General features: G+C 64.4%; 14 protein-coding genes. 8 read left to right on the forward strand and 6 right to left on the reverse strand.

What is annotated here, in order from left to right:
* Positions 1–14 precede the first annotated feature (14 nt).
* The 7 genes from ELS24_RS18830 (at position 15) to rpsT (ending at position 5995) form a co-directional block, all read left to right on the forward strand.
* Complete coding sequence (locus ELS24_RS18830; RefSeq protein WP_050445385.1) at positions 15–194, forward strand: Trm112 family protein; 180 nt, start codon at positions 15–17, stop codon at positions 192–194.
* Positions 195–204: 10 nt separating this feature from the next.
* Positions 205–969, forward strand: coding sequence for a 3-deoxy-manno-octulosonate cytidylyltransferase (gene kdsB / locus ELS24_RS18835; RefSeq protein ID WP_050445195.1), 765 nt, complete (start codon positions 205–207; stop codon positions 967–969).
* A 90-nt stretch (positions 970–1059) separates the two neighbouring features.
* Positions 1060–1716 carry an adenylate kinase gene (adk, locus tag ELS24_RS18840; protein WP_050445194.1) on the forward strand — a complete coding sequence of 219 codons (657 nt, stop codon included), beginning with the start codon at positions 1060–1062 and terminating at the stop codon, positions 1714–1716.
* 135 nt (positions 1717–1851) lie between these two features.
* Entirely contained in the window at positions 1852–2610 is a 759-nt protein-coding gene (locus tag ELS24_RS18845; RefSeq protein WP_050445193.1) for a 3-hydroxyacyl-CoA dehydrogenase, read from the forward strand.
* A 109-nt stretch (positions 2611–2719) separates the two neighbouring features.
* A complete protein-coding gene (gene murJ / locus ELS24_RS18850) occupies positions 2720–4279 on the forward strand; it encodes a murein biosynthesis integral membrane protein MurJ (RefSeq protein ID WP_050445191.1) in 1560 nt (519 codons plus the stop codon).
* Positions 4280–4470: 191 nt separating this feature from the next.
* Complete coding sequence (locus tag ELS24_RS18855; RefSeq protein ID WP_050445190.1) at positions 4471–5442, forward strand: FecR family protein; 972 nt, start codon at positions 4471–4473, stop codon at positions 5440–5442.
* A gap of 289 nt (positions 5443–5731) precedes the next feature.
* Positions 5732–5995 (forward strand): 30S ribosomal protein S20, encoded by a 264-nt coding sequence (gene rpsT / locus ELS24_RS18860; protein WP_025135824.1) that lies wholly within the window; start codon positions 5732–5734, stop codon positions 5993–5995.
* A 103-nt stretch (positions 5996–6098) separates the two neighbouring features.
* Here rpsT and ELS24_RS18865 read toward each other — a convergent pair whose 3' ends face one another.
* Positions 6099–7022 (reverse strand): LysR family transcriptional regulator, encoded by a 924-nt coding sequence (locus ELS24_RS18865; RefSeq protein ID WP_050445188.1) that lies wholly within the window; start codon positions 7020–7022, stop codon positions 6099–6101.
* A gap of 114 nt (positions 7023–7136) precedes the next feature.
* Here ELS24_RS18865 and lysA point away from each other — a divergent pair, with 114 nt between their 5' ends.
* Entirely contained in the window at positions 7137–8369 is a 1233-nt protein-coding gene (gene lysA, locus ELS24_RS18870) for a diaminopimelate decarboxylase (RefSeq protein ID WP_127185019.1), read from the forward strand.
* A gap of 79 nt (positions 8370–8448) precedes the next feature.
* Here the strand turns inward: lysA and garL are convergent, their stop codons facing one another.
* The 5 genes from garL to ELS24_RS18895 all read right to left on the reverse strand — a co-directional run bounded on the left by garL (position 8449) and on the right by ELS24_RS18895 (position 13379).
* Positions 8449–9216, reverse strand: a complete 768-nt coding sequence (garL, locus tag ELS24_RS18875; protein ID WP_127185020.1) for a 2-dehydro-3-deoxyglucarate aldolase — start codon at positions 9214–9216, stop codon at positions 8449–8451.
* A 76-nt stretch (positions 9217–9292) separates the two neighbouring features.
* On the reverse strand, positions 9293–10294 hold the full coding sequence (locus tag ELS24_RS18880; protein ID WP_164741272.1) for a Bug family tripartite tricarboxylate transporter substrate binding protein: 1002 nt from the start codon (positions 10292–10294) through the stop codon (positions 9293–9295).
* Positions 10295–10403: 109 nt separating this feature from the next.
* Positions 10404–11432, reverse strand: a complete 1029-nt coding sequence (locus tag ELS24_RS18885; RefSeq protein WP_230695251.1) for an Ldh family oxidoreductase — start codon at positions 11430–11432, stop codon at positions 10404–10406.
* 139 nt (positions 11433–11571) lie between these two features.
* Positions 11572–12273, reverse strand: a complete 702-nt coding sequence (locus ELS24_RS18890; RefSeq protein WP_050445183.1) for a FadR/GntR family transcriptional regulator — start codon at positions 12271–12273, stop codon at positions 11572–11574.
* Between the two features lie 176 nt (positions 12274–12449).
* Positions 12450–13379: a dihydrodipicolinate synthase family protein gene (locus tag ELS24_RS18895; protein WP_127185021.1), complete on the reverse strand. Its 930-nt coding sequence runs from the start codon at positions 13377–13379 to the stop codon at positions 12450–12452.
* Between the last annotated feature and the right edge of the window lie 38 nt (positions 13380–13417).

Here is a 13417-nt window from a genome sequence, read left to right on the forward strand (position 1 = left end):
TTAGAATCGCGGTCATGGAATCCCGCCTTCTCGACATCCTCGTCTGCCCCTTGTGCAAGGGCCGCCTTGAACACGACCGCCAGCAAGCTGAACTGGTTTGCCGTGCCGACCGCCTGGCTTTCCCGATTCGTGACGGCATTCCCGTCATGCTGGAATCGGATGCCCGCGTGCTGGACGAGACCGTCTCATCCTGACCGCCGCACCGTGAGTTTCATCGCCCTGATTCCGGCGCGCGCCGCCTCGACCCGCCTGCCCGACAAGCCGCTTGCCGACATCGCCGGCAAGCCGATGGTTGTGCGTACCGCCGACCGCGCCGCCCTCTCGGGCGCGTCGCAATTGTTCATTGCCACCGACGACGTCCGCGTTCAGGCGGCCGCCCAGGCGCATGGCCTGAAGGCCCTGATGACACGCGGCGACCACCCCACCGGCACCGACCGGCTGGCTGAAGCCGTGGAACAGCTGGGCCTGCCCGATGACGCCATCGTGGTGAACGTGCAGGGCGACGAACCGCTGATCGAACCCGAACTCATTGACGCCGTCGCGGCCAAGCTGCTGGCGAACCCCCAGGCCGATATCGCCACCTGCGCCTGCCCGCTGGCCGACGCCGACGCGCTGTTCAACCCGAATGTGGTGAAGCTGGTGTGCGCCGCGGATGACCGCGCCATGTATTTCTCGCGCGCCCCCATTCCGTGGGCGCGCGACGCGCTCGCCTCGGGCGAACGGGTGCTGGCCGACGGCCTGCCCGCCTGGCATCACATTGGTCTTTACGCCTACCGCGTGTCGTTCCTGCGCCGTTTCCCGATGCTGCCGCAAGGCATGCTGGAACGATTCGAGTCCTTGGAACAACTGCGCGCCATGGAACATGGCCATCAAATCGTCGTACACCGCACGTTCAACCCTCCTGCTGCTGGCGTAGATACCCCGGCTGATCTGGAACGCGTGCGGCAGTTCTACAGCAAACAGATGTAAGGGTTATTCCCATGGCGCAGCCCCGCATTGGCTGCTGCGTTGCGGCATAATTCCCCGGATCACAAAAAATAAACCCCATCAGGAGCACTCATGCGTCTCATCTTGCTCGGACCCCCCGGCGCCGGCAAAGGCACCCAGGCCGCGTTTCTCACCCAACACTTCGGCATTCCTCAAATCTCCACCGGCGACATGCTGCGAGCCGCGGTGAAGGCAGGCACGCCCTTGGGTATTGAAGCCAAGAAGGTCATGGATGCCGGCGGTCTGGTTTCCGACGAGATCATCATCGGCCTGGTCCAAGACCGCCTGAAGCAGCCCGACTGCGCCGGCGGCTACCTGTTCGACGGTTTCCCCCGCACCATTCCGCAGGCCGACGCGCTGAAGAGCGCCGGCGTCAAGCTGGACTACGTGGTGGAAATTGAAGTGCCCGAAGAAGACATCATCGAACGCATGAGCGGGCGCCGCGTGCACCAGCCCAGCGGCCGCAGCTACCACGTGCGTTTCAACCCGCCCAAGGTCGAAGGCCGTGACGACGTCACTGGCGAAGAACTGATCCAGCGCGACGATGATCGCGAGGAAACGGTGCGCCACCGCCTGTCCGTATATCGCGAACAGACCCGCCCGCTGGTCGATTACTACTCGACCTGGGCGCAGCAAAGCGCCGCCGAGGCGCCGAAGTACCGCAAGATCTCGGGCGTGGGCGCCGTCGACGAAATCAAGTCGCGCCTGTTCGAAGCCGTCAAGAGCTGATTGGCGCTTGGTTGGCCCAAAGGCCTTCGGCGCCGGCTGGACGCAATGCGCTCCGGCATCGGCCCGAAGGCCTTGTCGCATTCGGCGCCTGCCGCGCCGCTTTCATCCCCTTTGAATTGAACTGGTGGTAGAGACATGGAAATCGCGAACAAGGTATTCATCGTTACGGGTGGCGCTTCCGGATTGGGTGCGGGCACCGTGCGCATGCTGGTGGAAAACGGCGCCAAGGTCGTCATTGCCGACGTGCAGGACGAACCCGGCCAGGCCCTGGCCAAGGAATTGGGCCAGCGCTACGTGCATTGCGACGTCACCCAGGAAGCCGACGGCAAGAGCGCCGTGGCCGCCGCGCAAGAGCTGGGCGCCCTGTTTGGCCTGGTGAACTGCGCGGGCGTGGCGCCCGCCGCGAAAATCGTGGGCAAGAACGGCGCGCATCCGCTGGACTTGTTCCAGAAGGTCGTGTCGATCAACCTGATCGGCAGCTTCAACATGATGCGCCTGGCGGCCGAAGCCATGAGCGCCAACACGCCCGAGCCCACCGGCGAGCGCGGCGTCATGATCAACACCGCCTCGGTTGCGGCATTCGACGGCCAGATCGGCCAGGCGGCCTACGCCGCGTCGAAGGCCGGCGTGGCCGGCATGACCCTGCCGATCGCCCGCGACCTGGCCAAGACCGGCATCCGCTGCATGACCATCGCCCCGGGCATTTTCGGCACGCCGATGATCTTCGGCATGCCGCAGGAAGTGCAGGATTCCCTGGCCGCCAGCATCCCCTTCCCCGCCCGCCTGGGCCGCCCGGAAGACTATGCCAAGCTGGTCTACAGCATCGTCACCAACGATATGCTGAACGGCGAAACGATCCGCCTGGACGGCGCCATCCGCATGCCGCCGAAGTGATGTAGTACAAAGGCCGGCCCACAAAGTGGGCCGCCTTTTTATCTGACAGACTTCACGTTTCACGCAGTCGTTTCGGGCCGGCCCGCACTTTTTTACGTAGTACCCATCCATGAGCCTGTTTCGTTCGGCGGCCACCGTCAGCAGCTTTACCCTGCTGTCCCGCATTTCCGGCCTGATCCGCGACATCCTTGTCGCCCGCGCGTTTGGCGCCGGCCCCATCACTGACGCCTTTTGGGTCGCATTCCGCATCCCCAACCTGCTGCGGCGCCTGTTCGCCGAAGGCGCGTTCGCCCAGGCGTTCGTGCCCATCCTGGGCGCCGCGCGCAATCAGCGGTCGGAAGAAGAGGTTCGTGTCCTGCTGGATCGCGTGGCGCTGCTGCTGACCGCCGCCTTGATGCTGATTACCTTGATCGGTATCGTGGCCGCGCCCTGGGTGGTATCGGCCATGGCCAGCGGCCTGCGCGGGGCGGCCCGCGATACCGAATTCGGCGCTGCCGTCTGGATGACGCGGATGATGTTTCCCTACATCTTCTGCATGTCCCTGATCGCCTTCGCCTCGGGTGTGCTCAACACCTGGCGCCGTTTCGCCGTGCCGGCCTTTACCCCGGTGCTGCTCAACCTGTCGATGATCGCCGCCTGCATCTGGCTGGCCCCACGCATGGACGTCCCTGTCTATGCGCTGGCTATCGGCGTGATGATCGGCGGCGTGGCGCAACTGGCCGTACAGTGGACCGCCTTGGCGCGACTGGGCCTGACGCCGCGCTTTTCGCTGCGCTTTCGCCAAGCCTGGGGTGACGCCACGGTGCAGCGCATCCTCAAGCAGATGGCGCCCGCCACGCTGGGCGTATCGGTGGCGCAGATTTCCTTGCTGATCAATACCAACATCGCCACGTGGCTGACGCCGGGCAGCGTGACCTGGCTGTCTTTCGCCGACCGGCTGATGGAATTTCCCACCGCCCTGCTGGGCGTCGCGCTGGGCACTGTGCTGTTGCCCAGCCTGTCGGCCGCCCACGCCCGCGACGACCAGGGCGGCTACAGCGCTCTGCTGGACTGGGGCCTGCGCCTGGTGCTGTTGCTGGGCCTGCCTGCCGCGGTGGGCATGGCGCTGCTGTCGGATGGCTTGGTCGCCACCCTGTTCCATTACGGCGCGTTCGGCGCGCAAGACGTGCTGCAAACCCGGCTGGCCGTGATTTCCTACTCGGCCGGCTTGATCGGTCTGCTGGCGGTGAAGATTCTGGCCCCTGGCTTCTACGCCAAGCAAGACATCCGCACCCCGGTCAAAATCGCCATCGGCGTGCTGATTTTGACGCAGTTGATGAACTTGATGCTGGTGCCGGTCATGGCCCATGCTGGCTTGGCGCTGGCGATTGGGCTGGGCGCCTGCCTGAATGCGCTGGCCTTGCTGATCGGCCTGCGCCGCCGCGGCGTCTATCACCCCGGCCCCGGCTGGACGGTCTTTGCCCTGCGCCTGCTGCCGGCCTTGGCGGCGCTGGCTGCCCTGCTCTGGTATGCCGATGGCAAGATCGACTGGATTGGCTTGCAGGCCAATCCAGGCTTGCGTGCCGCCTGGTTGGGCGGGGTGCTGGCCGCAAGCGGCGCGGTCTACTTCGGAATGTTGTTACTCTTTGGGTTCCGGCTTAAAGACTTCGGACGTCGTCCAAAAGCCTGATTTCAACCGTGCGGGCGACATTCCCACCAAAAAGCCGGCTTTCCGCCGGCTTTTTGCATTAGATTCATCAAGAATTGACAAGTCGCCGGTAATCTTTGGTAAAAAACCTTTATTATTTACAAATTGCCATCGAAAGGATTCCCGCGATTTGCGGGCGGGAAGATGAAGTGAAGTACGCCCAAGGACAACCCATGGCGGACCAGGTGATCAATTGGTTGCTCTTGCTGCGCTCAGGCAAGGCAACCGCGCAGGACTACAACGACTTCCTGGCGTGGCGCGCGGCTGACCCCCTCCACGAGAATGCCTGGCAGCAACTGACCGGCACGCTCGCAGGGTCCACGTTCGGACGCCTTGGTGACGCGTACCCGGCAGCGGGTTACACCACCGGAGCCGCGCCCACCGCGCCGTCGCTGATCCCTCCGCCCCCGGCCATCGCGCCGCCCCGCCGCCGTTTTCTGACCGGCGCGTTGGCGCTCGCCAGTACCGGCGCCTGCGCGGCCTACGTTGGCAATGCCTTCTACCCGCTCAACAACATAACCGCGGATGCAGCCACGGCCACTGGCGAACGCCGCCGCTATCTGCTGTCGGACGGCAGCCAACTGCTGCTGGACGCCCGCAGCCGGGTCGACCTGGACTTCACCCCCGCTTACCGCCAAGTCCGGTTGCTGGACGGCGCCGTGACCGTGGCCGTCGCCCCGGACGCGCGCCGCCCCTTCCTGGTGCAGACCGCCGAAGGCACCGTTCGTGCGCTGGGCACCCGCTACATGGTGCGCCAGCAGGCTCAGCGTACGGTGGTGGTGGTGCATGAACACGAGGTCGAGGTCGAAACCATGGCCGGCGCCCATGGCACCGTCCGTGCCGGCACCGGCGCCCGATTCGATGTGTCCCGAATGGACACCCCGCGCGCCGAACTGATGGCCGAAGCGGCCTGGGAATCCGGCTGGGTCGATGCCCGTGGCCGCCCGCTGGCGGAAGTGATCGCCGCGTTGCGCCCGTACCGCACGGGCACGCTGCGCGTGTCCATGGCGGCCGGTGGCCTGCCGGTATCGGGGCATTTTCCGCTGGACGACACCAATGCCGCCCTCGACGCGCTCCAACAGATGATGCCCATTCACGTGCGGCGTTTAACCCCCTGGTTCGTATCCATCAACGTCGCGACCTGACAACGCTGCGCTGCGCATCTGTGCCTGGCGCTCGCTTCGTTGTATACTCGGTACCGTATTTTTATCCAGTAGGCGCCGCGGGTTTTCCTCAAGGCTGTGGTTCAGGCTTAGCAGGGAATTATCCGAAAGGGTTCTCCAGCTAGGACTCTTTAGCCCAGGGACTTTTCTGCCCCAGCGCCCCCCGCCCGGTTGACGGGCGCTCCATCGACAGATCTGACATTAAAAGCTTGCAATCCCACGGGGACTTGCTAAAATGTTGGACTTTGCCGAATTCAACTTATATAGCAACATGGCCAATACCGCCCAAGCCCGCAAGCGCGCTCGCCAATCCGTTGAGCGCAACAAGCACAATTCCAGCCTGCGCTCGATGCTGCGCACCGCCATCAAGCGCGTTCGCCAATCTATCGCCGCTGGCGACAAAGCTGCGGCTGGCGACGTGTTCCAGAAGGCCTCGAGCGTGATCGATCGCGTGGCTGACAAGAACATCATCCACAAGAACAAGGCTGCTCGCCACAAGAGCCGCCTGGCTGCCGCCATCAAGGCGCTGGCCTAAGATTCTGCCGCCCCGCTTTTTGGGGCGTCATGAATACGGCAAATGAAGAAGGATGCCCTTGGGCATCCTTTTTTGTTTTGCCTGATTTTTGCCTGATTTTTGCCTAGCGCGAACCGGCATGCATATCCGCCAGTCTGGCCTTGATGGCGCAAGCGGCATCCGATAAGGACGCCATGAACCCATCCACCAGTGGATTGGCAGGCCGATGCTCCGGAAAGACCGCATTGACGCGAAAGGGCAATGATCGGCGCAACGGTCGAATGTGCAAGCCGCGGCCCACGAAATCCAATGCCGTCAGCGGGTTCACGATCGCCAGGCCCAGCCCTAGCCGCACGAACGAGCAGACCGACACCGCGGTCGGCGTTTCCACGATGGACCGCCGCAATACCCCCGCTTCCGCAAAAGCTTCGTCGATCTGTATCCGATACGGGTCGCTGGCCGACAGGCTGACAAAAGCGTGCCCCTCGAAATCAGCCAGATCTATTTCCGAGCGCGCCATCAGCGGATGCCCGTCCGGCAGCACACACACCTCATCCACCTGCAGCAGTAGCCGCACCCGCGTGCCCGCCGGAGCGGCCTCGCGCTCGGTCAAGCCCAGATCGTAGCGTTGGGCAGTCAGCCACTCTTCCAGAAACGGTGATTCCTGCGTCTCCACCGACAGGCTTACCCCTGGATGCTCGCCATGAAAGCGCCGAAATGCGTCGGGCAGGATGGAATGCGAAAAAGCGGGCAAGGCGATCACCGACAACTGCCCGCCCCGGAACTCGCGCAGGCGCGCGGCGGCCGACGCCACGCGTTCAAGACCCGCATAGGACTGTCGGATCTCGTCATAGAGCGCCAGGGCAGGCATGGTGGGCCGCAGCCGGCCATGCACGCGCTCGAACAGCGCAAACCCGATGCCCTGCTCCATGCGCGCCAGTTCACGGCTGACCGTGGGTTGCGAGGTACTGAGCAGCTCAGCGGCCCGCGTGACGCCGCCGGCAATCATCACCGCCCGGAACACTTCAATTTGCCGATGCGTCAGCATGCGCACCTCATATCAAGAATGAATGGATGTTCAACATATAAGCATTTTACTGGATGCCGTGAAACCGGCATCATGCTGCCTGGTTTCAACTCATCCATTCAAGGTCCGCCCGTCATGGCATTCGATCCGCGCCAACTCACCCAACTCGCCACGCAGCACGGCACGCCTTTGTGGGTGTACGACGCCGCCGTCATCCGCGAACGCATCGCGCAACTGCGCCGCTTCGACACCATCCGCTATGCGCAGAAGGCGTGCTCGAATCTGCACATCCTGCGTCTGATGCGCGAGGAAGGCGCGGTGGTCGACGCCGTATCGTTGGGGGAAATCGAACGCAGCCTGGCCGCCGGCTTCGACCCCAAGGGCGAGCCTGAAGGCATGGTCTTCACGGCCGACCTGATCGACCACGCCACCTTGGCCACCGTGCTCAAGCATGGCATCACCGTGAACGCCGGTTCGCTGGACATGCTGGACCGCGTGGGCCAGGCCTCGCCCGGCCATCGCGTGTGGTTGCGCATCAACCCCGGCTTTGGCCATGGCCACAGCAACAAGACCAACACCGGTGGCCCCCAAAGCAAGCATGGCATCTGGATCGACGACGTGGCGCAAGCCGTGGCCATCGTGCGCCGCCACGGGCTGAAGCTGGTCGGCATCCACATGCACATCGGCTCGGGCGTGGACTACGGCCACCTCTCCAGCGTCTGCGACGCCATGGTGGACGTAGTGCGTTCGCTGGACCATGACATCGACGCCATCTCGGCTGGCGGCGGCCTGTCGATTCCTTATCGCGATGGCGAACCCCGTATCGACTGCGACCACTACTTTGAACAGTGGGATTCGGCCCGCAAGCGCATTGAACAGTTCCTGGGGCACGACGTCCGGCTGGAGATCGAACCGGGCCGCTTCCTGGTGGCCGAAGCTGGCGTGCTGGTCACCGAAGTGCATGCCATCAACCACCGCCCCGAGCGCGACTTTGCGCTGGTGGACGCGGGCTTCAACGATTTGATGCGCCCGGCCATGTACGGCAGCTTTCATCGCATCTCGGTACACGCGCGCGACGGGTCGGATCCGCAGGGAGTGGCGCAAACGCGCATCGCCGTTGCCGGACCGCTGTGCGAATCGGGCGACGTGTTCACGCAGGAGGAAGGCGGCGTGATGACCGATCAGTTGTTGCCGCAGCCGCGCATTGGCGACTTCATGGTCATGCACAACGCGGGCGCGTATGGTTCGTCGATGTCATCGAACTACAACAGCCGGCCGCTGGCGCCCGAGGTCTTGCTGGATAACGGCGAAGCGCGCCTGATCCGCCGCCGCCAGACCGTCAGCGAATTGCTGGCGCTGGAAGACTAAGCAGATCAGTCTGAACGAAAAAGCCTGAACCACACGCCCCGCCTTAATCGCGGGGCGTGTTGCATCAGACGCGACGCAATCAAGTCGGAAAAGCGTCGCGCAAGGCGAACGTGGCCTGCTTGAACACGCCCAGGTCCGTACCCACGGCAACAAAGTGCATGCCCATGTCCAGATAGCGGCGCGCATCCGCATGCACGGGCGCAAGAATCCCTACGGCCTTGCCCTGGGCCGTCACGCGCTGATGCAGATGGCGGATGGTTTCTTGCACTTCCGGGTGGCCGGGGTTGCCGATATGGCCCAGCGCGGCCGCCAGGTCCGACGGGCCGATGAAGACGCCATCCACCCCTTCCACGGAGGCAATCTCGTCCACGGCTTCGATGCCCGCGCGGCTTTCGATTTGCAGCAACACGCAGATGTTGTCGTTGATGGTTTGCAGGTAGTCCGGCACCGTGCCATAGCGGTTGCTGCGCTGTGCGCCCGCCACGCCGCGTATGCCCTGCGGCGGATAGCGGGTGGCGGCCACGGCCAGGCGCGCGTCCGCTTCGGACTCGATGAACGGAATCAGCAAGTTGTAGAAGCCGATATCCAGCAGACGCTTGATCTGCACCGGATCATTCCACGATGGCCGCCCCACAGCCGCACTGGCGCTGCCCTGCAAGGCCTGCAACTGCTGCAGGAACATGGGCACTTCATTGGGCGAATGCTCGCCGTCCAGAAGCAGCCAGTCGAAGTCCGCCAGCCCGACCAGCTCGGCCGTGATGTGGCTGGACATGCACATCCAGAATCCGATGAGCCTTTCTCGGGCAAGGATGCGCTGCCGGAAGCGGTTGGGTAAGGGAGAGTTCATTGCCACCTTCGTCTATGCAAGATAAAAATCCGAAAACGGGAAAGCACAAACCGAGCCAACGCCCGGCCGCCCCGCGTCAATCCATGCGCGCGCCCGATGCCTTGGCCGCCTTGCCCCACTTGCTGATCTCGTTATCGACGAACGCCGAGAACGACTTCGGGTCGTCGCCCACCACGACAAAGCCCACGCTTTCCAGTTTTTTCCGGATGTCGGGCGCCGACAGCGCCTTGACCGTGGCCTGGTTCAGGCGCTGGATCACGGCTGGCGGCGTCTTGGCGGGCGCCGACAAGCCAAACCAGGATTCCGCCGAGAAGCCCGGATAGCCCGATTCCGCCACCGTGGGCGTATCGGGATAGGCCGGGTTGCGTTTGGCGCTGGCCACGGCCAAGGCGCGCAATTTGCCGGATGTCACCTGCGGCAGCAGCGTGTCCTGATTCAGAAACATGACCGAGACGCGCCCGCCGATCATGTCGGTAATGGCGGCGGCGCCACCCTTGTACGGCACGTGCACCAGGTCGATCTTGGCGTCCTGCTTCAGCATTTCCATGGCCAGATGGCCTGACGAGCCGCTGCCCGAGCTGGCGTGCGTGTACTTGCCCGGGTTCTCGCGCGCCAGTTTGATGAAATCGGCGAAGGTCTTGCCGGGAAACTCCATGTTGGCGACCAGCACATTCGGGCCGGTGGCCAGTAGCGAGATATGCGCGAAGTCGCTGTTGCGATACGGCATGTTCTGGTAGATGGCATAGCTGATGGCGTTGGAGCCCACCCCGGACAGCAGCAAGGTGTAGCCGTCCGGCTCGGCCTTGGCCACCACATCGGACCCGATGTTGCCGTTGGCCCCACCCTTGTTTTCGACGACGACGCTCTGGCCCAACTCCTTGGACAATTCGGCCGCCAACAGGCGGCCCACGGAGTCGGTGCTGCCGCCGGCCGGGAACGGCACGACGAGCTTGATCGGCTTGCTTGGCCAGGCGTCAGACTGCGCCATCGCCGCCGTGGGCAGCAGCGCCACGGCGCCAATCGTGGCCGCGGCCAGCATGGCAAGGCGTCTGCGCGCCGAAGGTTTGGGTTGTTGCATGGTTGTCTCTTCCGTATGGTTTTTTAGGAGGTAAGCCCGGTGACCGGGTCTGGTGTTATGGGTAAAACAATTCGGGCAAAACAAAGTCAGCGCAACCAAGCGCTTGCGATCAGATATCGTCCAGCAGATAGGGCGTGCCCGCGCGTTCGCAGATGCCGCGCAGGCGCTCGGCCAATGCAGCCGAAATGGGAATCCCGGCACGCAACCGCCGCGCGCGCTCGGCCGCTTCAGGTTCACCCGCCACCAGCACGGGCTCATCGGGGTTGGCGGGCGGCGTGTCGTGCAGCGAATCGATCATGTCGTCCATATCGGATTCGAACGAGCCTGCCGCGCGGAACGCATCGGGGTTCAGGGCCAGGAAGAAATGGCCCACGTCGTCGGGTTCGCCCGGCTTGCGCGTCGGTGCGCGGCGCGCCGCGAACGCGCTGCCGCTAAGCGTGCCGCCAAGAATCTGCGCCATCATCGCCAGGCCGTAGCCCTTGTGGCTGCTCATGGCGGGCGTGCCGCCCAAGGGCGTCAGCCCGCCTTCGGGATGCTTGAAAATGAATTGCATCGCGGCATCCGCGTCGGTCACGGCCCCGCCCTGCCCATCCACCGCCCAGCCCGGCGGCAGCGGTTTACCCAGGAAGTCATACACCTTGACCTTGTTCGCGGCGACGGTGGTGGTGGCCATGTCCAGCACAAACGGTTCGTTGTGCGCGGCCGGTGCGCCGAACGCGATGGGGTTGGTGCCCAGCATGGGCATCGCGCCGCGCGTGGGCACCATGATGATGCCGTTGGCGCTGCTCGTGACCAGCCCCACCACGCCCCGCTGCACGGCGATACGCGCATAGACCCCGGCCGCGCCAAAGTGATGCGAGTTGCACACCGACACCGCGCCCACCCCGTGTTCCAAGGCCTTGTCCACGGCCAGGTGCATGGCTTGCGCCGCCACCGGATAACCCAGCCCGCCCATGCCGTCGATCAGCGCGCTGGCGCCGCCGTCGCGCACCACCTTCGCACGCGCGTCCAGCCGCAACGAGCCGGCGCGCCATTTTTCCTCGTACGAAGGCAGCATCGAAATGCCATGGGAATCAATGCCCAGCAAATCCGTCTGCGCCATCAGGCTGGCCGTGGTGTGCGCCAGATCTTCTTCCATGCCCCATGCTTGCAGCACCTGCAAGATTTGTTCAAGAACCTGCTCCACCGGCACGTCCCTGGCTGTTGCTCCGTTGCCTTGCACTGGTTTGTCTCCGTTTGATGTTGTGGGGGGCTGGCCCACCCCGGCGGGCAAGCGATCAATCTCGGTCGCGGTCCACCAGCCGGTGGCGCGCCTGCCCCAGATGAAACTGCATGGCCACGCGGGCGCGCTCGCTGTCCTGTTCGCGGATGGCGTCCAGGATGGTGGCGTGTTCGTCCACCACACGCTGCGCGCGCTGGCGCGAACCGGTGCGCGTCAGGCTCAAGGTCAGCCGCATGAAACCGTTGATGGATTCGTGGATGCTTTCCAGCACGCCCAGATAAAAGTCGTTGCCGCTGGCCTCGGCGATGCTGGCATGAAAAGCCAGGTCGGCTTCGGGCGACACCTGGCCCTGCGCCAGGCTGTCGGCAAAGGCGGCGTGCGCATCGGTGATTTTCTTGAGCTGCTCGTCGGTGCGGCGCAGTGCCGCCAGCCGCGCGGCATCGCCTTCCAATGCCACGCGCACCTCTTGCGCCCGCAGATAGGCACTGACGTTTTGCACGTCGTTGAACGTCTTCAGGCGCGGCGCGGGTTGATGGCTGACAAAGGTGCCCAGGCCCTGATGCGCGGTGATGAGGCCATCTGCCCGCAAGCGCAGCAGCGCTTCACGCACCACCGGCCGCGACACCCCGAAGCGCTCCGAGATCTCGTTCTCGGACGGCAGCTTGTCGCCCACGTTCAATCCGCCCGACACGATCTGTTCAAAGATCTGCCCGTAAACCTGGTCCGCCAGCCGCACCCGATGGCCGCGTTCCAGCACATGGGAGCCGGGCGCGTCGGCCGGCTCTGGTGCTTGCGGTTCGGCTGACGTTGTTGTTTTGGATCGGGCCACGAAACCTCCTGAATGCGTAAGGCCTGTCCGCCTTTACGCGGACAGCGCCCATCGTACCGCCAACACGCGAAACGATGAGCGAAGCGCGGCCATGCCGTTCACGCTCAGGCCGCCACGGCTTCCTTGTCCCAGGCCGCCAGGGCGCGCGCCACCGGCGCCACGCGCTCGCGCTCGGCGCTGGAAATGCCGGTCAGCAGCGGCAGCATGGGGCCCATATCGGCCACGCCGGACAAGGTCACTGCGTCGTGCAGCACGCGAATGGGGCTGATGCCATCGCGGCAGTCTTCCAGGCCCAGATAGTGTTGGCGCACGGCCTCGGCCTCGTCGTAGCGGCCTTCGCGCAGCAACTGCAACAGACGCATTGACCCGCGCGGCGCCACGCAAACGGAGCCAGACGTGAAGCTCTTCAAGCCGAAGTCGCGATAGTGCACGATGGCCGGACGTTCGCCGATGCCGCTGACGATCCAGCGCGCATCCACCGATTTCAGCAGCGACGACAGATACGCATCCTTTGCCGGGTTGTCGCGCACGACGGCGTACTTGAACGCCACGATGCGGCCTTCCTCGATCAGGCGGGCAGCGGTTTCCGGCGCCAGGTAGTCGGCCGACTTGATGTACATGACGGCGGGCTTGCCCAGCGCGTCGGTGAAATGGCGCACCCCATCGGCCAGGCCCGCGTCCGTATACGGGAACGACATCGGCAGCAGCATCGCGGTGGGAAACGCACGCGATCGCAGGATTGCCGCCTGGTCCATCATCTTGCCGTAGTCGGGCCCCACGGACGGCAGGATCCAGGTGTCCGAACCGGCCAGGCCCGCCAGCATGTCCACGATGCGCGCGTATTCGCTGACCCCCACGTTGTAGAAATTGGCGTTGCCGCCGTACATCACGTTGCGCACGCCGCCCGCTTCCAGATGGCCCAGCAGCGCCTTGTTGGCGGCCTCGTTCAAGGAAAGATCGGCATGGCGGGCCAAGGGCGGCACGGCAATGACCGAACGCTGCAAATCCTGCGCGGTGACCGGGGAAGTTTTCATGGGCGGGGCTCCTGGCTGATCCACTTGTCAGATAAGTA

It is taken from the genome of Achromobacter spanius, from assembly GCF_003994415.1.
GTDB lineage: Bacteria > Pseudomonadota > Gammaproteobacteria > Burkholderiales > Burkholderiaceae_B > Achromobacter > Achromobacter spanius_C.

Excerpts from the sequence above, each read along its gene's own strand:
- ELS24_RS18855 (WP_050445190.1), top strand. The coding sequence starts at position 4,471 with ATGGCGGACCAGGTGATCAATTGGTTGCTCTTGCTGCGCTCAGGCAAG.
- ELS24_RS18885 (WP_230695251.1), bottom strand. The coding sequence starts at position 11,432 with ATGGAAGAAGATCTGGCGCACACCACGGCCAGCCTGATGGCGCAGACG.
- garL (WP_127185020.1), bottom strand. The coding sequence starts at position 9,216 with ATGAACTCTCCCTTACCCAACCGCTTCCGGCAGCGCATCCTTGCCCGA.
- ELS24_RS18895 (WP_127185021.1), bottom strand. The coding sequence starts at position 13,379 with ATGAAAACTTCCCCGGTCACCGCGCAGGATTTGCAGCGTTCGGTCATT.
- lysA (WP_127185019.1), top strand. The coding sequence starts at position 7,137 with ATGGCATTCGATCCGCGCCAACTCACCCAACTCGCCACGCAGCACGGC.
- ELS24_RS18865 (WP_050445188.1), bottom strand. The coding sequence starts at position 7,022 with ATGCTGACGCATCGGCAAATTGAAGTGTTCCGGGCGGTGATGATTGCC.
- ELS24_RS18880 (WP_164741272.1), bottom strand. The coding sequence starts at position 10,294 with ATGCAACAACCCAAACCTTCGGCGCGCAGACGCCTTGCCATGCTGGCC.
- ELS24_RS18845 (WP_050445193.1), top strand. The coding sequence starts at position 1,852 with ATGGAAATCGCGAACAAGGTATTCATCGTTACGGGTGGCGCTTCCGGA.
- rpsT (WP_025135824.1), top strand. The coding sequence starts at position 5,732 with ATGGCCAATACCGCCCAAGCCCGCAAGCGCGCTCGCCAATCCGTTGAG.
- adk (WP_050445194.1), top strand. The coding sequence starts at position 1,060 with ATGCGTCTCATCTTGCTCGGACCCCCCGGCGCCGGCAAAGGCACCCAG.
- ELS24_RS18830 (WP_050445385.1), top strand. The coding sequence starts at position 15 with ATGGAATCCCGCCTTCTCGACATCCTCGTCTGCCCCTTGTGCAAGGGC.
- murJ (WP_050445191.1), top strand. The coding sequence starts at position 2,720 with ATGAGCCTGTTTCGTTCGGCGGCCACCGTCAGCAGCTTTACCCTGCTG.